This is a genomic window from Pontibacter fetidus (genome assembly GCF_010119545.1).
In the GTDB taxonomy this organism is placed as follows: domain Bacteria; phylum Bacteroidota; class Bacteroidia; order Cytophagales; family Hymenobacteraceae; genus Pontibacter; species Pontibacter fetidus.
Genome location: NZ_JAAEAA010000024.1, coordinates 18,835 through 40,213, shown reverse-complemented (window position 1 = coordinate 40,213; position 21,379 = coordinate 18,835). Strand labels below are relative to the sequence as shown.

At 45.2% G+C, this 21,379-nt stretch carries 21 protein-coding genes; 10 read left to right on the top strand and 11 right to left on the bottom strand.

Annotated features, from left to right (window positions below; genetic code table 11):
* The first annotated feature begins 45 nt into the window (after positions 1–45).
* The 4 genes from GWO68_RS15565 to GWO68_RS15550 all read left to right on the top strand — a co-directional run bounded on the left by GWO68_RS15565 (position 46) and on the right by GWO68_RS15550 (position 4,234).
* A complete protein-coding gene (locus GWO68_RS15565) occupies positions 46–852 on the top strand; it encodes a DUF3108 domain-containing protein (RefSeq protein WP_162347392.1) in 807 nt (268 codons plus the stop codon).
* A 203-nt stretch (positions 853–1,055) separates the two neighbouring features.
* Positions 1,056–1,748, top strand: a complete 693-nt coding sequence (locus GWO68_RS15560) for a response regulator (RefSeq protein ID WP_162347391.1) — start codon at positions 1,056–1,058, stop codon at positions 1,746–1,748.
* Between the two features lie 5 nt (positions 1,749–1,753).
* The gene (locus GWO68_RS15555; RefSeq protein ID WP_162347390.1) at positions 1,754–2,788 is read left to right on the top strand and encodes a sensor histidine kinase; all 1,035 of its coding nucleotides are present in this window, start codon (positions 1,754–1,756) and stop codon (positions 2,786–2,788) included.
* A 735-nt stretch (positions 2,789–3,523) separates the two neighbouring features.
* Positions 3,524–4,234, top strand: a complete 711-nt coding sequence (locus GWO68_RS15550) for an RluA family pseudouridine synthase (protein WP_162347389.1) — start codon at positions 3,524–3,526, stop codon at positions 4,232–4,234.
* Between the two features lie 140 nt (positions 4,235–4,374).
* Here GWO68_RS15550 and GWO68_RS15545 read toward each other — a convergent pair whose 3' ends face one another.
* Positions 4,375–5,358, bottom strand: a complete 984-nt coding sequence (locus GWO68_RS15545; protein ID WP_162347388.1) for an NAD(P)H-quinone oxidoreductase — start codon at positions 5,356–5,358, stop codon at positions 4,375–4,377.
* Positions 5,359–5,408: 50 nt separating this feature from the next.
* Positions 5,409–6,632: an ABC transporter permease gene (locus tag GWO68_RS15540; RefSeq protein WP_162347387.1), complete on the bottom strand. Its 1,224-nt coding sequence runs from the start codon at positions 6,630–6,632 to the stop codon at positions 5,409–5,411.
* Between the two features lie 191 nt (positions 6,633–6,823).
* Between GWO68_RS15540 and GWO68_RS15535 the strand changes: the two genes are divergently transcribed.
* From GWO68_RS15535 to tsf, 6 genes are all read left to right on the top strand, one after another.
* Positions 6,824–7,189: a BlaI/MecI/CopY family transcriptional regulator gene (locus GWO68_RS15535; RefSeq protein ID WP_162347386.1), complete on the top strand. Its 366-nt coding sequence runs from the start codon at positions 6,824–6,826 to the stop codon at positions 7,187–7,189.
* A 2-nt stretch (positions 7,190–7,191) separates the two neighbouring features.
* Positions 7,192–8,859, top strand: a complete 1,668-nt coding sequence (locus GWO68_RS15530; protein ID WP_162347385.1) for a M56 family metallopeptidase — start codon at positions 7,192–7,194, stop codon at positions 8,857–8,859.
* A gap of 306 nt (positions 8,860–9,165) precedes the next feature.
* The gene (gene rplM, locus GWO68_RS15525; RefSeq protein ID WP_162347384.1) at positions 9,166–9,615 is read left to right on the top strand and encodes a 50S ribosomal protein L13; all 450 of its coding nucleotides are present in this window, start codon (positions 9,166–9,168) and stop codon (positions 9,613–9,615) included.
* 7 nt (positions 9,616–9,622) lie between these two features.
* Positions 9,623–10,009: a 30S ribosomal protein S9 gene (rpsI, locus tag GWO68_RS15520; RefSeq protein ID WP_162347383.1), complete on the top strand. Its 387-nt coding sequence runs from the start codon at positions 9,623–9,625 to the stop codon at positions 10,007–10,009.
* A 21-nt stretch (positions 10,010–10,030) separates the two neighbouring features.
* Positions 10,031–10,798, top strand: coding sequence for a 30S ribosomal protein S2 (gene rpsB / locus GWO68_RS15515; RefSeq protein WP_162347382.1), 768 nt, complete (start codon positions 10,031–10,033; stop codon positions 10,796–10,798).
* A gap of 207 nt (positions 10,799–11,005) precedes the next feature.
* A complete protein-coding gene (tsf, locus tag GWO68_RS15510) occupies positions 11,006–11,842 on the top strand; it encodes a translation elongation factor Ts (protein ID WP_162347381.1) in 837 nt (278 codons plus the stop codon).
* Between the two features lie 104 nt (positions 11,843–11,946).
* Here the strand turns inward: tsf and GWO68_RS15505 are convergent, their stop codons facing one another.
* The 9 genes from GWO68_RS15505 to GWO68_RS15465 all read right to left on the bottom strand — a co-directional run bounded on the left by GWO68_RS15505 (position 11,947) and on the right by GWO68_RS15465 (position 21,320).
* Entirely contained in the window at positions 11,947–12,513 is a 567-nt protein-coding gene (locus GWO68_RS15505; protein WP_162347380.1) for a hypothetical protein, read from the bottom strand.
* A 51-nt stretch (positions 12,514–12,564) separates the two neighbouring features.
* The gene (locus GWO68_RS15500; RefSeq protein WP_162347379.1) at positions 12,565–12,807 is read right to left on the bottom strand and encodes a hypothetical protein; all 243 of its coding nucleotides are present in this window, start codon (positions 12,805–12,807) and stop codon (positions 12,565–12,567) included.
* A gap of 304 nt (positions 12,808–13,111) precedes the next feature.
* Positions 13,112–14,920 carry a MutS-related protein gene (locus tag GWO68_RS15495; protein ID WP_162347378.1) on the bottom strand — a complete coding sequence of 603 codons (1,809 nt, stop codon included), beginning with the start codon at positions 14,918–14,920 and terminating at the stop codon, positions 13,112–13,114.
* A 3-nt stretch (positions 14,921–14,923) separates the two neighbouring features.
* Complete coding sequence (locus tag GWO68_RS15490) at positions 14,924–15,346, bottom strand: RidA family protein (protein WP_162347377.1); 423 nt, start codon at positions 15,344–15,346, stop codon at positions 14,924–14,926.
* A 101-nt stretch (positions 15,347–15,447) separates the two neighbouring features.
* The gene (locus tag GWO68_RS15485; protein WP_235942095.1) at positions 15,448–16,509 is read right to left on the bottom strand and encodes a DUF4097 family beta strand repeat-containing protein; all 1,062 of its coding nucleotides are present in this window, start codon (positions 16,507–16,509) and stop codon (positions 15,448–15,450) included.
* On the bottom strand, positions 16,502–17,137 hold the full coding sequence (locus GWO68_RS15480; protein WP_162347376.1) for a hypothetical protein: 636 nt from the start codon (positions 17,135–17,137) through the stop codon (positions 16,502–16,504). The genes GWO68_RS15485 and GWO68_RS15480 overlap by 8 nt, the downstream gene beginning before the upstream one ends.
* A 20-nt stretch (positions 17,138–17,157) precedes the next feature.
* Positions 17,158–17,718 carry an RNA polymerase sigma factor gene (locus GWO68_RS15475; protein WP_162347375.1) on the bottom strand — a complete coding sequence of 187 codons (561 nt, stop codon included), beginning with the start codon at positions 17,716–17,718 and terminating at the stop codon, positions 17,158–17,160.
* Between the two features lie 359 nt (positions 17,719–18,077).
* Positions 18,078–19,655 carry an L-piperidine-6-carboxylate dehydrogenase gene (gene amaB / locus GWO68_RS15470; RefSeq protein ID WP_162347374.1) on the bottom strand — a complete coding sequence of 526 codons (1,578 nt, stop codon included), beginning with the start codon at positions 19,653–19,655 and terminating at the stop codon, positions 18,078–18,080.
* A gap of 150 nt (positions 19,656–19,805) precedes the next feature.
* On the bottom strand, positions 19,806–21,320 hold the full coding sequence (locus tag GWO68_RS15465; RefSeq protein WP_162347373.1) for a Do family serine endopeptidase: 1,515 nt from the start codon (positions 21,318–21,320) through the stop codon (positions 19,806–19,808).
* Positions 21,321–21,379 lie beyond the last annotated feature (59 nt).

Below are 21,379 nucleotides of genomic sequence, written 5' to 3'. Positions count from 1 at the left end.
AGTTGAATAAATCCTGCTATTGATACAGACCCTTAAATGATGCATATGAAGAAGCTCATTCCCATCATCCTTCTACTAGTGATCGTACTTTCTGCTTTTAATGCAAAAGACAGAATGCGCATAATCCGTAACGAGAGTTTTTCGACTGGTGAGATCTTAAAGTATAAAGTACATTACGGACCTATTACAGCTGCCGAGGCAACTATAGATGTATCTAAACAACTGTATACTATAAATGGCCGCCCTAGCTACCGTGCTACCGTGTATGGCAGAACCAGCAGCTCTTTCGACCTGTTTATCAGAGTCCGTGATACCTGGCAGTCTTATATTGATACGGCAGCTATAGTTCCGCACCGCTTCCATAGGAGCATAGAAGAAGGCAGCTACCGCAAAAAAGAAACGGTAGATTTTAACCATGTAAGCAACACCGCTGCCGTTAAGTCTAAGAAAAAGAAAGACCCGGAAAAGACCAGCAGCCATAAAGTATCGGATAACGTGCAGGACATTGTAAGTGGCTTTTACTTTTTGCGAACACTGGACTATGACAACATGCGCAAAGGCGACAAAGTGAACGTGAAAGGTTTTTTTGATAACGAGAACTTTGACATGGAAGTGACTTACAAAGGCCGCGAAACGGTATCTACAAAAGCCGGAAAGATAAAAGCCATAAAACTGGTGCCTAAAATGCCGAAGAACGAAATGTTTAAAGGCGAGAATGCCATTGCCGTATACTTATCAGATGATAATAACAAGATACCGGTTTTAATTGAGGCCGAAATGTTTGTAGGCTCGCTTAAAGTAGACCTGTACGAACATAAAAACCTGAAGCATAAACTAGTAGCTAAAAACTAAAGAAGAAAGCCAGCCACACCGCTGGCTTTTTTAATGCACTTACCACAAGCCAGTGTTAAGAAAATATTAACATTTAACTGTAGCTGAGCAGTTTGCATAAATGATTAGTACCTTTACCATAGTTAAAGTATAGAACCTGGGCCGAAGGCCGAAATTTTAAACTATAACGCAAAAGCGATCAGTTCATCCTAAGTAACATACCCGTGCAAACTGCATCAACAAACTACAAAATACTGATAGTGGACGATGAGCCCGATATTGTGGAACTGCTGCACTATAACCTGACGGTAGAAGGCTACGAAGTGGCGCAAGCCGAAAATGGCAGGAAAGCGATTGAAATGGCACAGGCTTTTAAGCCCGATGTTATTCTGATGGATGTGATGATGCCCGTACTGGATGGAATAGCCGCCTGCCGCGAGCTGCGCAAAATGCCGGACTTCAAACAAACACACATTATTTTCCTGACGGCCCGCGCCGAAGAGTTTTCGGAAGTAGCTGCGTTTGATGCCGGCGCCGACGATTTTATTACCAAGCCCATTAAACCACGCGCTTTGCTGAGCCGCCTCGCAGCTTTTGCCCGCCGCGATGACCAGCAAAAAGAACAGGAACAGGTAATAACTATAGCAGGCCTTAAAATTGACCGCACCAGCTTTGCCGTGTATAAAGGCGAACAAAAGATCGTGCTTCCTAAAAAAGAATTTGAACTGCTGGCTTTCCTGGCAACTACGCCCAACAAAGTATTTACCCGCGAAGAACTACTGAACAGCATCTGGGGCAGCGATGTGTATGTAATCCCCAGAACAGTGGATGTGCACATCCGGAAGGTGCGCGAAAAAGTAGGCGAAGACCACATCCGAACTATAAAAGGTGTTGGCTACAAGTTTAATACCGACTGAGTTACATGAATCTGAATTCCCGTTCGTTAACTGTACTTATAGCATTGGCGGTGGCTTTGGTGCTTACCGCCTTTCTGGCATTAGCTACTTACTTTACATCGCAGGGGCTTATAGTTGCGTTGGTTATTGTTTTTATGGTCTGCTTTCTGTTGGTGTACTTTTCTTACGAGGCACTGGTGCTCCGCGAAATAAAGAACATATACTCTACCTTGGAACGCATAAAACGCCGCGACAACTCACAGGCCGAAGGCCGCTCCTTTTTTACAGCCGACCCGCTGCTAAAAATAAAGAATGAAATTTACGAGATTGCCGCCAAAAAACAGCTGGAAATTGATGAACTGAAACAACTGCAAACCTTACGCAGCGAGTTTCTGGCCGATGTGTCGCATGAACTGAAGACCCCCATTTTTGCTGCGCAGGGCTTCATACATACCTTGTTGGATGGTGCCATAAACGACATAAATGTACGCGATAAGTTTCTACAGAAAGCGGCCACCAGTTTAGATGGGCTTGACACGCTGGTGCAGGATCTGATCAGCATTTCGCAGTTAGAGAATGGCGTTATTAAAATGCAGAAACGCAATTTTGATGTAGTGCCACTTGTAAAGGAAGTATTTGAGCAGTTGGAGCAGAAAGCCACCTCCCGCCAGATTACGCTACACCTGGAAGCACAGCCCAATCAACACATTAACCTGCACGCCGACCCCAACCGCATCCGGCAAGTATTTATTAACCTGATTGATAATGCCATAAAGTATGGCCGTGATGGAGGTAACATCTGGGTGTCGTTTAGTGAAGGCAGGAAGAGATACACTATCACCGTTGCCGACGATGGCAAAGGCATTTCCGAAGAGCATATTAACCGTGTTTTCGAGCGTTTTTACAGGATAGATAAGAGCCGAGCCCGCACGGAGGGAGGTTCCGGCTTAGGTTTGTCCATTTCCAAGCACATCGTAGAAGCCCACCGTTCTTTCATAGCCATTACTAGTACTGTAGGCAAAGGGTCTACGTTACGGTTTAAACTACCAAAAGCGAAATAATTGCTGATTATTGGCTGTTTGAATCAGGCTATCCTTTCAAACTTCCTGTATTCCTGGGAGCTTTACTTGCCTATAGTTCTATAGTTGGCTTTGGCTCCCTCACGGCCGGGAGGCCCCGTCTTCGGGCATCGCGCTGCTGCCTTCTTGCTATCCTCGTGCCTCGGATTGCCTATCGGCAACGCAACAAGTCAAAGGCGCTCAACCCAAAGACTGCGATATTTCTACTATTGACCGCTTAGTTATAGTTTGAAACTACTTGCTTCGACATTGATCATGATAATAGTTTCGTAGGGACAGGTCGCGACCTGTCCGATTCTTAGGCTGTAACTATAGAACTATAAATCAAACTATAGCAAAGGCAGAATATAGCTGAGACATAAAATTCCGCTCTTGAGAGGGGCAGGGGCGTGTTATAGCAAAGGCTTAACCTCCGTTCCCACAAGATCCTTTCAGGATGACAAAAAAATGTAGTCGATAAAATTTCCCACCTTAGACTACCGAGAACGAGAGTTCGAAAGTAGCGAGCGTCGCGCTGAGGGTTAGGGGTGGCTCGACTGCTATGAAACTATAGCCAAACACTCATAGTAACTATCTAAACTCCGAAGACTGAAACAATCCACAAACTCCAGATTAAACCAACACATACCCAACAATAAACAATCAGCAATTTTTATCAGTATCTTTGCAGGATGCATGGCTTAAAGTATAGTTGTGCCAGACAAAGTATAAGTACCCATGAAATACCCGGTTTTTAAAGACCTGATCATATTTGAGAACGAAGACTACATTGTAGTTAATAAACCGCCCTTCCTGGCAACCCTGGAAGACAGAACACCCAATACTACCAACTTGTTGAAGATTGCGCGCCAGTATAGTCCGGACCTGCAAGCCTGCCACCGCCTGGATAAGGATACTTCAGGTTGCCTGGTATTTGCTAAAAACCCGGAAGCTTACCGCCACATGTCGATGCAGTTTGAGCACCGCCAGGTGTACAAAGTATACCATGCTGTGGTTTGGGGTACATTTAATTTTGAGGATCAGTTGGTAAGCAAGGCTATTCTGCCAAATGCAAAAGGCGTGGCCAAACTTACCCCCCAGGGTAAGCCAGCCGAAACCTACTTTACCACTTTAGAAAACTATAGCCGCCACACCTTGGTAGAATGTATGCCTGTAACGGGGCGTTTGCACCAGATTCGCGTTCACCTGGCATCGCTGAAAGCACCTATAGTTGGAGACGAGTTGTATGGTGGAGAAAATTTATACCTGAGCAGCCTGAAGCGAAAATTTAATTTAAAGAATGATACCGAAGAGCAGCCGCTTATTAAACGTTTTGCACTGCACGCTCATACCATTGGCTTTAATTTAATGAACGACGAGCCGATAAAAATAGAAGCACCTTACCCAAAAGATTTTGCCGTGCTGCTGAAGCAACTAAAGGCGCAATAAATATTTTAACAAAGGAAGATTTACCGAAGGACAAAAGACGCAACTATAGCTCTTTTGTCCTTTTTGTTTTTGATCAGGCTTGGCAGGACTTAGTTAGATAACTCTGTTTACAAATATCCGTGCCTGCAACAGCCGAAACATCAGGAATTAACCCGCAGCACGATCTTGCCTATGTTCTTGTTTTGCTCTATGTAGCGGTGGGCTTCGGCCACATCTTCCCAACTATAAACCGAATCTATTACAGGTTTTAGCTTTCCGGCTTTAAACAAGGGCAAGGCAAATTGCGCAAGGTCTTCGGTAAGTTTTATCTGGTAATCTTTGGAGCGGGAACGTAGCGTGGAACCGATAACCTGCAACCGTTTAGATAGTATTTTCCTAAGGTCTACTTCTGACACTTTGCCGCCGCCTAAACTGGCAAGTATAACCAGGCGTCCATCCAGCCGCAGGCAGTCGAGGTTCTGGTTAAAGTATGGTCCGGCTATAAAATCAACGATCACATCTACGCCTTCGCTGTTGGTATAGGCCAGCACTTCATCCTCGAAAGGTACTTCTTTATAGTTAATGGCTTTGTGGGCACCCAAGTCCAGGCAGGCTTGCAGTTTACTTTCGGAGGCTGTAACCAGTACTTCGGCATTAAGTGCGCGGGCAAGTTGTATGGCGGCTGTACCTACTCCGCTGGCACCAGCATGCAACAGTACACGTTCGCCGGGCTGTAGTTTGCCCAGCCACACCAATGCCTGCCAGGCCGTTAAAAAAACTTCGGGTATAGCGGCAGCTTCTTCAAAACTCAGGTTGTCTGGTATAGGCATGGCCATTTCCTCACTGATAACAGCATATTCGGCATACCCGCCACCAGGAAGCAACCCAAACACCTTATCGCCTTTTTTATACGTTGTACAATTAATTCCTGCTTCTTCAACTACACCTGCTATCTCTAACCCAAGTATAGGGCTGGCACCTTTGGGTGGCGGATATTTACCCTGGCGCTGCAGGGTGTCGGCACGGTTCAGGGCGGTGGCGTATACTTTTACCAACAGTTCGTTTGGCGATGGCAGCGGCTGTTCATACTCTCCCAAAATAAGTTGCTCCGGTCCGCCGGGTTGTTTAACAAGTATGGCTTTCATAGTTTTTTATAGTTGCTATAGTTAACTACTATAGTTTGCAGTGGCTTGTTTTACTCTCTCCGGATTGCCTCTACCGGATTTAGCCTGGCTGCGCGCGTGGCCGGGTAGGTCCCGAATACAATGCCGATGACAATGGCAACGATGGTTATCACCAGGAAAGTATCTAACGTATAAGCCGCCTGGAACGGAACATCTGTAAGGGCTTTGATGATAGGTACAATACCCAATGTAGCAAGTATGCCCAGCACCAGGCCAAGCAAACTGCCAAACAACGACACTGTAACCGACTCGGCCAGGAACTGCAGCAGGATGTCGCGTTTTTTGGCACCCATGGCTTTGCGCACACCAATCTCCACGGTTCGCTCTGTTATTGATATCAGCAGCACATTCATAACGCCGATGCCGCCAACTATAACCGAGATACCAACTATAAGCCCCATAATTACCCGGAATAATAAAAAACCTTTTGCGGCCTGCTCTACCCTGGCCTCGTTGGTCATCACCCTGAAATCGGTGGTATCGGTGGCAAATTCCGTTTTGAGCCATGTTTCTGCATTCTTTTTAAAAGCCTGCACCTGCTCTACATTCTCTACCTCAAACACCACGCGCGGCGGGTCGGTCTTCAGTTCATCATCTGTAAACAGGCTGATGGGCAGGTAAACTTCGGGCTGCTCCTGCTTTTGGGCTTGCAGCACACCAATTACTTTCACTGCTTTAGCTTTACAGGTTATGGTTTGCCCAATTATAGTTTGTGCCGGACTTTTGCCAGCAGCTTGTTTAGCGAAGGCATGATTTACAAAAGCTACAGGTGATTTGGCTGCCACATCCTGGGGCGAGAAAAGGCGACCGGTTGCTATAGTTGCGGCTGTAGGATGGATTGTGTTTATACCCTGCACTACAGCGCCAATGCTGCTGCTATCCGGCAGCTGTACTTCGCTGTTCTGCTTAAATGCTATATAACCTGTGGCCGGTAAAGTCATGGCCTCGTCGAAGGCCCGGAAGCGCTCATAGGTCAGGTAACTATAGTTTTCTTTTTGCAGGCGCACATCGTTCACGCGTTTGTAGGTATCTGTCTCTATCATAACAGCTTTCAAAGACGTAGTGTTGGTTATTTGTTCGCGGGCGTATTGTTCCATGCCATCTATCAGCGAAAGCACCGTTACCAGCGCGCCCACCCCTATCACAATGCCCAAAATAGACAGCAAAGTATGGAACAGCCTGGTGCGGATGGTATGCAACGCCAACGCGAAAGAGTTAAGTAGTTTTTTGAGCATACGCCTATAGTTTATTGTAGAGATAAGGTACAGATATTTCTGACTTCCACCAATTCTATAGTTCAACCCGAACTTTTTCAACTATAAAAACCATCTTTTCTGACTCAAATTGCGCACCCTAAAATTATTTACGAAACTTTCGTAGCTTTTATTACGAACATTTCGTAACTATACGAAAACATCGTAAAACTATGGAAAAGCTGACCCAACAAGAAGAAGATGCTATGCTGGTAATTTGGGAAACCGGCGGCGGGTTTATAAAGGATTTTCTGGAAGAGTTGCATGAGCCGAAACCGCCTTACACCACGCTGGCATCAACGGTGAAGAACTTAGAGAAGAAAGGTTTTGTGCAGGGCGAAAAGTTGGGCAATACCTACCGCTACACGCCTATCATTAAACAGGAAGACTATAAAAAGCGCTTCATGAAGAGTTTTGTGGGTGATTATTTTAAGAACTCCTACAAAGAGCTGGTAGCCTTTTTTGCGCAGGACAAAAAGATCAGTGCCGAAGACCTGCAGGAAATCATCAACATGATAGAGAACAAAAAAGCCGAATAGCCATGCCGGAACTGCTCTTATACCTACTGAAAGTAAACGTGGCACTGGTACTGTTTTACCTGGCTTACCATGTAGCGTTCCGCCGGCTCACGTTCTACCACCTCAACCGCCTGTTCCTGGTGTTTGGCATTGTGTTCTCTACGATATATCCTTTTATAGATTTGACAGAGCTGTTTGCCAGGCATGAGCCTATTGCCAACGCCTATATCGTAACTATACCAGCCTGGGCAATTACATCGCAAACTATAACCCAAACCCCAACCTTCGATTACTGGCAACTACCGGTTTACCTGTTTTGGACCGGGGTTATAGTTATGCTTATCAGGTTTATAGTTCAGTTGGTGTCGCTGTATAATATCCATGCCGCTTCAGAGCCTGCTAACTATAAGAACATCGGTTTCCGGCAGGTTAAAACTATAAGCCAGGCGTTCTCTTTCTGGCAAACCATATACCTGAACCCCACCCAGCACCAGAACGATGAACTGGAAAAGATACTGAACCACGAACTGATCCATATTACCGGCTGGCACACTTTAGATGTACTGCTGGCCGAGTTGAGCACCGTGTTTTACTGGTTTAACCCGGGCGCGTGGCTCATGAAAAAAGCTGTGAAAGAAAACCTGGAGTTTATTGCCGACCAGAACGTGGTAAACACCGGGGTAGATAAAAAAGAATACCAATACCTTTTACTGAAAGTTGTAGGCGCCACACAACCTCAGATTGTCAATCAATTCAATTTTCCATCACTAAAAAGAAGAATTGCCATGATGAACAAAATGCCGAGTACCAAAAAGCACCTGCTTAAGTTCCTGGCTGTGGTGCCAGTTGCAGCAGTGTTGCTACTAACTTTCAATAGTATAGCCAAACCGCATAATGATACTGCAGCAGATATTTCAGAGTACACCAAAGTAGGTCCTGATATTTATATTAAAAACGCACCCACATTTACAAACGCCTGCTGGAATGCCCCTAATACGCTAACCATAACCCCTATCGAAGGTGAAGCAGATAGTTACCAACTCGACAACGAGCAGGAACTGGCAAAAGCCTACACAAAATATGGATTATACTTACCAGACAATGAAATGTATGACAAAGTACTGGCCGCTATACCAGGTGCAGCTGCAGAAAGCAAACCACAGATAGTAAATGAATACAAGGACTTCTACAAACGCAATCCGCAGGTACGAAAGCTTTTCTGGACTACCACAAATCAAATAATAGTAAGATTAGAGGCAGCAGAAGAAATATATAACCTGGAAGACAAAGCAAGCCGTGCTGCCGCTGAGAAAAAGTATGGCAAACTCCCATCTACTCCACCAATTGCAGAAGCTGTGTCGCAGGAAGAGTTTGATGCCCGGTCTAAAAATAGTATGCAGGAGAATGGAGAAAAAGTTTTTATACCAGAAGATATGGCTTACTACCAGGACAGGAACAACCTGCCTGTAGCATATACCAACTTCCTGAAGAAAAACACAACTATAGAAAAAGTTGGCTGGAGAATTAATGAGCAGACAGGCCCACAGGCAATTGTTTTCTTTATGAAAGCAGGAGGCCAGGAAAGCTATGAGTTTAAGGATGCTAAAAGTATAGCTACTGCCAAAAGCAAGTATGGAGAACTCCCTAACCTACTGCCGCCTCCACCACCAGTAAGAATAAAAAAGAACTAACAGCGTAGTTTCTGGCACAGCCTATCACTATTACTTTGCCAGTTTCCGAATAGTATCGATTAGTACACTTAAAAAGCAGAGCTAAACTATAGCTCTGCTTTTGTTTTACAGTTTATAAAACTATAAACCGCTGGTAACAAGAGCTACTATATAGGTTAACTTTCAGAAGTAAAATGCTACTGCACTGATTTAGGGCAATTTACACAATGCTGTTGCATATAAAATAAATACCTTCTATCTTTGTGTCCATTTTCGGATACCCGAAATAAAATTATTCATTAAATAAATCGCTTACTACCACCAAAAATGGATCATTTAAGTTATAAGACCCTAAATGTCAGCAAGAAGACGGCCAACAAAGGCTGGGTGATTGTTGATGCAGGGCAAGGAAACTTGGGTCGCGTGGCGTCTGAAATCGCCAAGATCCTGAAAGGCAAGAACAAGCCTTCGTACACGCCAAACGCTGACTGCGGTGACAACGTGATCGTTATCAACTCTGATAATGTACGTTTCTCAGGCCGTAAGTGGGATCAGAAGTATTACCTGACACACACTGGTTACCCAGGCGGTCAGAAGAGAACTTCTCCACGTGAGCTTAAGGCTAAATCATCAACGCTATTAGTAGAGCGTGCAGTTCGTGGCATGTTGCCAAAAGGCCCACTAGGCCGCGAGCTATTCAGAAATCTTCATGTTTTTGCAGGAAGCGAGCATCCATTTGCAGCTCAGCAGCCTAAAGAATTAACCTTCAATCTATAATTAATTAATGGAAGTTATCAATACATCCGGTAGAAGAAAAACCTCGGTGGCACGCATCTACATGACGGCCGGGCAAGGGAATATCACTATTAACGGTAAAGATATCAAGGCATACTTCCCTAACGAAGTATTGCAAACTATAGTAAATCAGCCGTTTCAAACCTTAGAAGCTATTGGCAAATACGATGTAGTTGCCAACCTAAAAGGTGGTGGTGTAAGCGGCCAGGCTGAGGCACTAAGACTTGCTATCGCAAAAGCCCTGGTAGTTGAGAACGCCGAGACTAAGTCAGTTCTGCGTAAAGAAGGTTTCGTAACACGTGACCCTCGTATGGTAGAGCGTAAGAAGTTCGGTAAGCGTAAAGCGCGTCGTTCATTCCAGTTTAGCAAACGTTAATATTTTAGGTGTATCAACAACATGGCAAGTACTAATTATAAAGAATTACTGGAAGCTGGTGTACACTTTGGTCACCTTACCAGAAAGTGGGATCCGAAGATGGCTCCATACATCTTCATGGAGAAGAACGGTATCCACATCATTGACCTTAACAAGACACTAGTTGCGCTTGATGAAGCTACTTCAGCTATCAAGAACATTGCTAAGTCTGGCCGTAAGATCATGTTCGTAGCTACTAAAAAGCAGGCTCAGGACATCGTGGCTGAAGAGGCTAAGCGTCTTAAAATGCCTTACGTTACCGATCGTTGGTTAGGCGGTATGCTTACTAACTTCGCTACGGTGCGTAAGTCTCTTAAGAAAATGTCTACTATCGATAAGATGATGAAAGACAACACAGCTTATGCAGCTATCGCGAAGCGTGAGAAGCTTATGCTATCTCGTGAGCGTGAGAAACTGGAGCGTGTACTTGGTGGTATTGCAGATCTTTCTCGCCTACCAGCTGCCCTTTTCATCGTTGACGTAAAGCGTGAGCACATCGCAGTTAAAGAAGCACACAAGCTTAACCTGCCTGTTTTCGCTATCTGCGATACAAACTCAAACCCTGAGTCTGTAGACTTCCCAATCCCGGCGAACGATGATGCTTCTAAGTCTATTTCCCTGATCGTTTCTATCATGGGTAAAGCGATTGAAGAAGGTCTGTCTGAGCGTAAGGTTGACAAAGAAGAAACTGAGCGCAAGCGTTCTGAGGACGAAGGCATCAAGGCTAAACAAGAAGCTGACGAGCAATAAGAACTTGTTCATATTGCAACATATCAAACTGAACATTGGGCAAACTGCTTCAATGTTCAGTTTGTTTTAGGGGTTCTGTATCAGGCATCAGCAAACCAACTATAGTTAGTATACTTTATTAGTTAGCTATAGTTGGTTAAAGCACGCTGCAGGAACCCAAAACCGAAATTCTTAATTATTAATTCGTAATTCATAATTATAAAAATCATGGCTATTACAGCACAAGACGTTAACAGACTTCGCCAGGAAACTGGTGCTGGTATGATGGACTGCAAAAAAGCGCTTACTGAAGCTAACGGCGATTTTGAAGCAGCTAAAGATATTCTGCGCAAGCAGGGACAGAAAATTGCCAGCAAGCGTGCTGACAACACAACTTCTGAAGGTATTGTATTAACGCAGGTTTCTGCTGATGGCTCAACTGGTAAAGTAGTAGCTATCGCTTGCGAAACTGAGCCGGTATCTAAAGTTGAAGATTTCAGAAACCTGGCGCAGGCAGTTCTGGATGCAGCTGTTTCTACAAACGCTGGTTCTAAAGAAGAATTATTGGCTACACCACAGGCAGATGGCCGTTCGCTGCAGGACCACATCACTGACCTGATGGGTAAGATCGGTGAGAAGATTGATGTAGTTTCTTACGAGACTGTAAACGCTGAGAAAGTTGTAGCTTACAACCACTCTAATGGTAAATTAGGTGTACTTGTTGGCCTTAACAACACAAACGGTACTGATGTAACTGAAGTTGGTAAAGACATCGCGATGCAGATTGCGGCTATGAAGCCAATCGCGCTGGATAAAGACGGTGTTGATGCAGCTACTGTAGAGCGTGAAATTGAGATCGGTAAAGATCAGGCGCGCCAGGAAGGTAAGCCAGAGGCTATGCTTGAGAAAATTGCGATGGGTAAACTGAACAAGTTCTACAAAGAAAGCACACTGCTTAACCAGGAGTTCGTTAAAGATTCTTCTTTAACTATCGCTCAGCTGCTTGAGAAGACAAGCAAAGGCTTAACAGTAACTGATTTCAAGCGTGTAGCTATCGGTGCTTAATTAGCTTTTAGCTTATAAAATAGAAAAGCCCGCTGATGAAGCGGGCTTTTTTTATGTGTATTGATTTTTAACTTGCTATGGTGCTTCGGGCACTATAGATTTTGTTAGAAAGATTTATATTCCTTAAACTTTTCTTTAAAATATGCATGTCCCTCTTTTGTGAAAGATTTTTTCTTCATGGAGGCGACCGTATAAAAATAAGTGCCGGTTGAATCAATATAAATATCTATCCAAACGGTATTTATCCAAACAGTTTTAAAAGAGTTAGTGTAGATCTTTAAAGCTCCAATAGGCTTTCCAAATTTTATAGGTGGGGGTATGACTGATGAGTTATGATTTGTTATTAATGGTAAGGTACTTGTATCGTTGGGGATAAAATTAACAAGACGTTCTATATCTTTTCTCTTTGTTAGCTTTTCGCTAACAGGAAGCGGCACCTTATGTGGACTATCCTCACCAATAAGAAGGTAGACGCTGTCACTCGCTAGAATTAGATTTTTAAGATCCGATACATTTAAGTTATTCTCTATATTATCATAAATCTCCTGCTTTTTAGCTCTCTCCAATTCCAAAGCCGCAACTTCAGAGTTAAGTCTTTGCTTTTGGTTACTATCATCGCTACAGCCTGTCAAAATTAGAAAGGCAAGAGAAGAGAATATGTTTGTTTTCATTGTTTTCTTATTCTCTCTAATGTTCAGATAAGCGTAATAACGTGAGAAACCTTATCCATTCCTTCTCACCGTACTTACAAAAGCATCACGCATATCCACAAAACGATTCACAACAGCTTCTATAAATTCTTCATCCAATAAGGCAATAGCGCCTTCATCTCCCATCACTTCAGATTCTTCAATTTTATAGATCTGCTCCAGATTGGCTTTCTCAAGTTTCAGGATATACTTACCGTTATAAGAATGTAAGGTGATTTTTACGTTCGGGTTTGGTATGTCTGCTACTACTCTCATAATTTATAGTTTAGTGTGTTTATAGTTAGTTTGTTAATTAGGGACAGAAAACCCACCCCTACCCCTCCGAGGAGCAGGGCCGTTTCATTCTCATAAATTAATTTACCATGGCGCGAGCGTCCTCGCTCGTGTCGAACTATAGTTGGGCCTCTGGCCCAGTCGGATTGCAAATCCGACTTTATAAGTAAGTCACGGATCGCAGATCCGCGCCAGCAAAAGGAGAATGAAACAGCCCTGCTCCCTAGAGGGGTATTAAAAATTCTTTTGTCTTTTGTCAAAAACTCTTTTGTCAATGTAACTATAGTTACTCTTCTATGGCAATGCCCATTAATTGCATCAGTTTGCTGGCATTAAAGCTGCCGCAAATGCCTCGTTGCAGTTTATAGTCGAACAGGATCTTATCGCCTTCTATCGTGCTGTTGAAACTATAGTTCTCTACGCTGCCAGCCAGTTCTTCTTCCATGGCGCCAAGCTCCAGGTCGTGCGTCGAGATCATACCTGAACTATAGCGGTTATGCAGCTGCCTGATCAACGCCATGGCTCCTAAATGCCTGTCGCGGGAGTTGGTACCTTTCAGTATCTCATCGAGTAAATAAAAAACCGGCTCGCCCTGTTCGGTCATATTCAGGAGTATACGCAGGCGTTTAAGTTCGGCATAAAAAGAAGATGTACTTTCGGCCAGGTTATCTACGGTGCGCATGGCCGTGTATACCTGCACCGGAGCCACACGCAGTTTGTGGGCACAAACAGGCGCTCCGGCAAAGGCCAATACCATGTTTATACCTACTGTCCGCAGAAAAGTGGTTTTACCCGACATATTAGAGCCGGTAACTATAATCGTGTGACCTACTCCCTGCATCGAGAAATCGTTGGCAATACGCTCCGATACAAAAATGAGTGGGTGCGCCAGTTGCTCGGCTGTAAACTCAAACGGTGTTTCGCTGATCTCGGGGATGGCATGTGTTGGATTGGCGTATTGGTGCGCAGCTATACTTGCTATACTTTCAAAACTGGCCAGTACATCCAAAGAACCTTTCACTTGCTCCAGGTATTTTTCCCGCCAACTCTCCAGACGGTATATCCATATAAAATCCCACATCAGGATCGTATTCAGGAAAAAAGCCATCAGCGTACTCAGTCTGTACGAAAAGAAATCTATGATGAGGGCCAGTTTGCCCAAGGCAGCCGATGCTTTTACATTGCCTGCATGTAGTTTGTGTTGTTGCTCTTTCAGGTAAGATGCCTGAAATTGATGTTGCTCTATATGTTGCAGTTGCCGGGTATAACTCTGCATAGACTCATAAATGCCGATACTGTTATCATAAAACGCATCGCGCTCCACCCTGAAACGGTAAGCCAGCAGCGATTGCACTACTAACAACCCAACAGCCGGATACCCTGAGAATCCATAGAACCAGGCAACTATAGCTACCAGCGTGAGTACCGGAAGTATAAAAATGAGCGGCCTTAAATAGGTGTGTCTACTATAAAAATGATTTTGCTGGAGCCATCCGAAGAAGTCCTCATTCGTAGTTTCAGCATGTTTGTAGTGCCGCGGTGTGGCCAGCAGGTTTTGTAGCCAGTCTATACTTTCGGGCTGAGCAAGTTCCGCTACGGCTTCCTGGCGATGTAAAACCTCATGCTTGGTAGCCCTATGCTGCAACCAGCCAGCCAGTTTTGCTTTGCCTATACTTGTAACCGACCTGTTCAGTAACTGAAAAAGGGAATTAGGCCCGAAAATATCCAAGTCGGAAGTATACGGGTGATGATCGTCTGAGAACTGCTGGCCACTGTCCAGTTTGCTGATGTTTCCTTTCAGCCGGTCAAGCTCTTCCAGGTTGAGTTGGTGCAATAGCCGTAAATGTTGGCGCTTATACTCGAGGCGCGTATGCCAGCGCATGACAACTACAAACAAACTATAGCCAGTAACTATAGCCAGTGCACCCAGCAGATTATTACCGGAGCTAAAGAAATGGTAGGCGGCTGCAGCACCGGCCACAAACAGGAACACGCGCAACCACGACACACGCGATGCTTTACCTGCGGCTATAGTTTGCTGCTGCTTAAAAATTGAAGCCCGCGAACTATAGATCTCTGATGGATTATGCTGCATGGATTATATGGTAGCGATACACTTGAGTTCGATAGCGATCGGGGTTGGCAGGCTGTTAATTTCTACCGTGGTGCGGCAAGGCTGGTTATCCTTAAAATACTCGGCGTAAATGCGGTTATAGGTAGCAAAATCGGCTTTCATGTTCGTCAGGAACACGGTTACGTCTACCAGCTTATCCCAGCTCGAGCCGGCATCTTCTAAAATATACTTCACATTCTGGAATACAGACCTGCACTGCGTTTCTATGTCGTAAGAGGTAATGTTCCCAGCTTCGTCGAGCTCTACGCCGGGTATCTTTTTAGTGCCACGCTCGCGGGGGCCAACGCCTGACAAGAATAACAAATTGCCAACTTTACGGGCATGCGGGTATAGCCCAACCGGCTCGGGGGCTTTAGATGAGTTAAGTATTTCGTTGTGATTTGCCATAGTCAAATATAAGCAATGTGCCTTTATAAACCCTACCCATACGCAAAGAGCCGGCTGTGTGCCGGCTCTTAACTATAACAAAACAACTTTTACAAACAGGTTTATTGGGTAAATCTTACGTCGCCGTATTTAGAGGTGATGGACACAGCAGCTTTAGAGGCGGCAGACCCAAACTTACCTTTATAGTCAGCGGAAGTATAATCTTTTTCGACGGTGGTCATGTTCACCAAATCTTTGCTCACTTTAAAGTCGCCGTACTGCACATTTACATTAAAATTAAAGGCAGAATTATCATCAAAGTTAAGCGAGATCGGGATGTAGGTACTGGCCAGCCGTATGTTGCGCACGTTATTACTGATGTTATTTACCCGGAACGAACCGTATTTCATATCCATGTTCAGTTCTTCGCCCAGCTTGCCTATGGTTAACTCGCTATACTTACTAAAGCCTTTCAACTCTTTCGCCTCCGCCACATTCATATCAAAATAAGCGATCTGTACAGCGCCACCATTTATATACCCACAACTACCGGAGCCATACGCCAGTTTAAGGGTGTTGTTTGCATTGCTTAAGCGGTCACATTTCAGGTTGCCATACTTTACATCCACATCCACTTTGCCTTTCAGGGCTGCCAGGTATACATCCCCATACTTGTTTTTAAGGGTAATGGCATTGGCCTCGGGCATGAAAATGGTATAGTTGATCTCAGAAGAGCTAGGCCCCGACACGCGCGATGGCTCATATACTGTTCTGACAGTTATTACATTGCCTTCTTTTCCATCAGCTATGTTCATTCGGCTCAGCATGTCGCTCGCTTTGCTGTCAGAACCGGCCCGGGCTATCATGTCTACCTTAACTTTTATCTCATTCTTGTTCCAGGTGTTTACATGCACGCGGCCGTAGCGGTTATCAATGTTCAGTACATCAGAGCTGTTTACTTTGTAGGTCTTCTCAAAGGTTTTGCGTTTCTCAGCATCAAATTTTACACCTGCCGATGGCTGTATGTGGATTTTGATGTCTGGCATAACTATAGCCATTGCTGTGTTAGGGCAGGGTGCAGCCGGAGGCGTAGGTTGGGATGGTGACTGGGGCGCTTGGCGGCCGAGTACCATAGCAGGAGCCATTACAAACATAACGGCCAGGTAGCGTAAAGATCTATACATTGGTTTCATCGCTTAAAGGTTCTTCGGTTGTTGGTTGTTTTTGAAGTTTCTCAATTTTCTGGAGCACTTCCAGCTGTCGATTCAGCACTTCGATCCGTATCTGCAGGTTCTGGATCATGGCGTTCATCACTTTTTCGGTATTAGGGGTTGTTAGTAATTGCTGTTTCAGTTGCAGGTAGCTGCTGTCGAGGCGGGCAATCTCGCGGTCAATGTCTTTTTTCTCGTCCAGGCCAAGCACTTTCATATCGTAGGCACTCAGCTCTTCCCGTTTATCTTTCAGCTGGCTGGTATAGTAAGCTTCCACTTCTACCAGTTCTGGCGCGATGTTATTAATAGCGGGCTGGTTTGCAGCAGCTATCGTATAGTTGCCTTCTGCGGTGTTTTGTTTGGTCACCCAAAGCGTCAGGCCACAACCAAGCAAAAGTATAATCGCCGCTGCCACCCGCATAAAGAGCATATCGCCGCTAAAGCTGAAACTATCGCCAAAGCTGAATTTGATAACTTTGGTAGTCTCTTTGGGCTTCGCCGAAATTTCCTGACAGATCTCCTGCCAAAGCTCGGTCCGCGGCTCGTACACATCGAAATCATCCCGATGCTCGCTTACAAAATCTTTCAGTCTATCGTTCATGTCTGTTGTTGTTTTTTTTATCAGGCCGCAAAATGTGGCGTACTCATAATCTCCAGTAGCTTTTTCCGGGCCCTGCTGTACTGCGATTTAGAAGTAGACTCCGAAACACCCAGTATCTCTCCTATCTCGGCATGGTCGTAGCCTTCCAGCAAGTATAAACTCAGTACCACCCGGTAGCCATCCGGCAACTTTTGTATGGCCCTGCGGATGTTCTCCACCTGCCACTCGGTATCATTATCTTCGGTAATATCGTCTGCTACTTCGGCGGCAACCTGCTCATCCATCGGCACCAGTTCAGAGCGCCGCTTCCGGATTGCGTTTATAGCTGCATTTACCACAATCTTTTTGAGCCAGCTGCCAAACGAAGCTTCAGACTTATAGGCGTGTAGGTTTTTGAAAGCACTGATGAAAGCCTCCTGCAGTACATCTTCTGCTTCGGCGTAATCGTTGGTGATGCGCATGCTCACGTTAAACATGGCCTTGGAGTATAACTTGTATAGTTCGTACTGTGCCCGGTTGTCGCCACCCTTGCACCGTTCCACTACATGCTGGTTTACGTCCTGATAAGTAGATGTCTCCAAGTTATTCCAGTTTAGCTATTCTGATCTTGTTACTTCACCACCGGCTCTGCCGTTTTCTTTCTTTCATCATTTTCTTCCCTACTTCCACACTAAAGACAAAAGCATTTACCCGGGGTTGCATCAAGTTGCAAAATTTTTCCTGATTTTTTCCGTTAGCTGCACCGCCTGGTAAGTATAGCTTGGTTATAGTTGGGTATAGACGCAAAAAAGCCGGCCCTTTTACGGGACCGGCTTTATATTTATAGTTTGTCAGGATCGGGATTTTCAGAATTAAAAATGATTTACAGGATATGAGTGTATCTGCGCAACTCTGAATCCTGTCTATCCTTCCAGATCCTGAAAATCCTGATTCAGAAATATTAGTCCATGATATCAAACTTTATACCCTGGGCCAATGGCAGCTCGCGGCTATAGTTAATGGTATTGGTCTGGCGACGCATGTAAATTCTCCAGGCATCAGAACCAGATTCGCGGCCACCACCTGTATCTTTCTCCCCGCCAAAAGCACCGCCAATCTCAGCACCCGATGTACCGATGTTTACGTTGGCAATACCGCAGTCAGAACCCCAATGACTTAAGAAAGCCTCTGTCTCCAGTAGGTTAGTTGAGAAGATGGAAGATGAAAGGCCTTGTTTTACACCGTTCTGCAGCTCTATAGCATTTTCCACATCACCGCTATACTTGATCAAGTATAAAATTGGTGCAAAGGTCTCTTCCTGCACCATCTCGAAATGGTTCTCAGCTTCAACTATAGCCGGGGTTACATACGTACCGGTCTCGTAGCCCACACCCTCTAGTATATCACCTCCAATTAACAGGTTGCCGCCTTCTTTCTGTACATGTTTTAAAGCCCCCTGGAAAGCCTTTACCGCATCCTTATCGATAAGTGGACCAACCAGTGTGGTACTGTCCAGCGGATGGCCGATTGGTAGTTTAGGGTATACTTTAAGCAGGCGCTCTTTTACCTGTTCGTATACATTTTCGTGGATAATAAGGCGGCGTGTGGATGTGCAGCGCTGGCCACAGGTACCTACCGCACCGAAAACGATCGCATTCATTGCCATTTCCAGGTCAGCGTTCTCGGTCAGTATAATCGCATTGTTACCACCCAGTTCCAGCAACGATTTACCTAAACGGGCACCTACTGCCTCGCCTACCTTTTTACCCATGCGCGTAGAGCCTGTTGCCGAGATCAACGGAATTCTGGTATCGTTAGCCATTAAGCTGCCTATTTCCGCATCGCCTATGATCACATTAAAGATACCTTCCGGCAAATCGTTATCTGCTAATACATCTCTTATAATGTGCTGGCAGGCTACTGCTGTCAATGGTGTTTTCTCAGATGGTTTCCAGATGATCACGTCACCGCATACGCCGGCCAGCATGGCGTTCCAGCTCCATACAGCTACCGGAAAGTTAAACGCCGAAATAACGCCAACTATACCCAGTGGGTGATACTGCTCGTACATGCGGTGCTGCGGACGCTCCGAGTGCATGGTATAGCCGTGTAACTGGCGCGATAAGCCTACTGCAAAATCACAGATATCGATCATTTCCTGCACTTCGCCAAGGCCTTCCTGCAGAATTTTACCCATCTCGTAGCTTACCAGTTTGCCCAGCGCCTCTTTATGCTCACGCAGTTTCTCGCCAATCTGTCGCACTATCTCACCTCGTTTTGGTGATGGCATCATGCGCCATACTTTAAAAGCTTCCTGGGCTGTGCTAACTATAGTTTCATAATCTTCTGCAGTAGCCATGTTTACAGAGGCAATCAGGCTGCCATCTGCCGGCGAAAGTATATCGCGTGTAGTGCGACCTTCTGTACCGCCCCACTCAAGGCCGGTGCTGTAAGCCGGGTTCACTTCTTTTATACCTAACTGGTGCAGCACATCAGTTATTTCCTGGCGGAGTGGCATTTCGTCTATGGTCTGTTTCATGAGTTTTTACTTTGTAAAGTGCTCCGGAGCTATAGTTATACCTGCCATTGCACTGCATTAAGAGTTAGAAATTCGGTTGTTATACAAATCTAAAAAATAAAAAAGCTTCTGCAAGGCTGCAGAAGCTTTCTATTTAAATGCTGCTATAGTTTATCCTTTCCCGATAGGGTAGTAAGCTTTCAGGCCATCCGGATAAACACCCTCGATGTATACCACACCACCTTCAAAGCTCTTCAGGTATTTCTCTACATCGGCTGGTTGGTTTACATTGTACTTATCTATCCTGGTAATGATGAAGCCGTCTTTTATACCTGTCTCACGGAATTTGCTGTTACGCACCCCAGAGATTTTGGCGCCACCATCAATGCCAAGCTTGTTCATTTCCTGTTTGCTTACAGGCTCAAAGGTTGCTCCATCAAATGATGCGGATTTAGCTACAGCACGCTTCGTGATCTCGGTGCTAGAGTTCAAGTTCTTCAGCGTTACATTGGCAGTTTTCTCTTTACCACCACGCAGATAGGCAACTTTCACTTTATCGCCAGGGCGGTAACGGGCAATCTGCTCCAGTAACTGCGACGATTTGTTTACAGCCACATCGTTAATAGAAGTAATCACATCACCCTCCTGCAAGCCAGCTTCCTGAGCGCCACTCTTTTCAGTTACGCGGGCAATGTATACCCCATTCAGTGTTTTCAGGCCTTTTTCTTTTGCAAGGGCTGCGTCAATTTCCTGTATGTTGGCTCCCAATAAAGCACGCTGTACTTCGCCATACTTTAATAAGTCATCAACTACTTTGCTAACTATAGCCGATGGCACTGCAAACGAATAACCGGCAAAAGAACCCGTCTGCGATGCAATAGCGGTGTTTATACCTACCAGGTCGCCGTTCAGGTTTACAAGCGCACCTCCCGAGTTACCAGGGTTTACAGCTGCATCTGTTTGTATAAACGATTCGATGGTCATATCACCAACCTGGCCATTGCTGCGCTGGTTAGTGCTAAGTATGTTTATGTTACGGCCTTTGGCACTTACAATACCGGCAGTTACCGTTGAGGTCAAGTTCATAGGGTTACCAACGGCAAGCACCCATTCGCCTACCTGCAGGTCATCAGAGTTTCCGTAGCGTATAACTGGCAGTTTATCGGCATTGATCTTCAGCAGGGCAAGGTCGGTGTTTGGGTCGGAGCCAACCAGGGTTGCTTCAAACTTACGTTTATCGTCCATTACCACTTCAATCTTATCTGCCCTATCGATAACGTGGTTGTTAGTTACGATGTAGCCATTAGAGGCAATGATAACACCCGAGCCTGAACCCATCTGAGGTCCCTGCGGCACGCGCTCACCAAAACCATCGCCAAAGAACTCGCGCAGGAACGGGTCCATTGGGCTGTTATAGCGGTCTGAGGAACGGACGCTATACTCCGTCATAACGTGTACTACAGCCGGGGTAGATACCTGTGCTGCTTTAATAAAATTCAGGCCTTCGGGTACTGCATTGGTGCTGCTGCGCATTTCGCTGGTGTAGCGCACTTTCGGGTACTGCACCTCTTCCTGGCTGGTGTTTGCTTGATTGTCGTCTTCCAGCAGCTTATAGCTACCTACCGCAACACCGCCACCCAATAAGGCTGAAAGCGTGAGGCCAACGATAAACTGTTTCGTCTTCATGTACTGAATAAGGTTTTTTAGGTTAATATATTGTATTGGCTATATTTAAAACTATAACG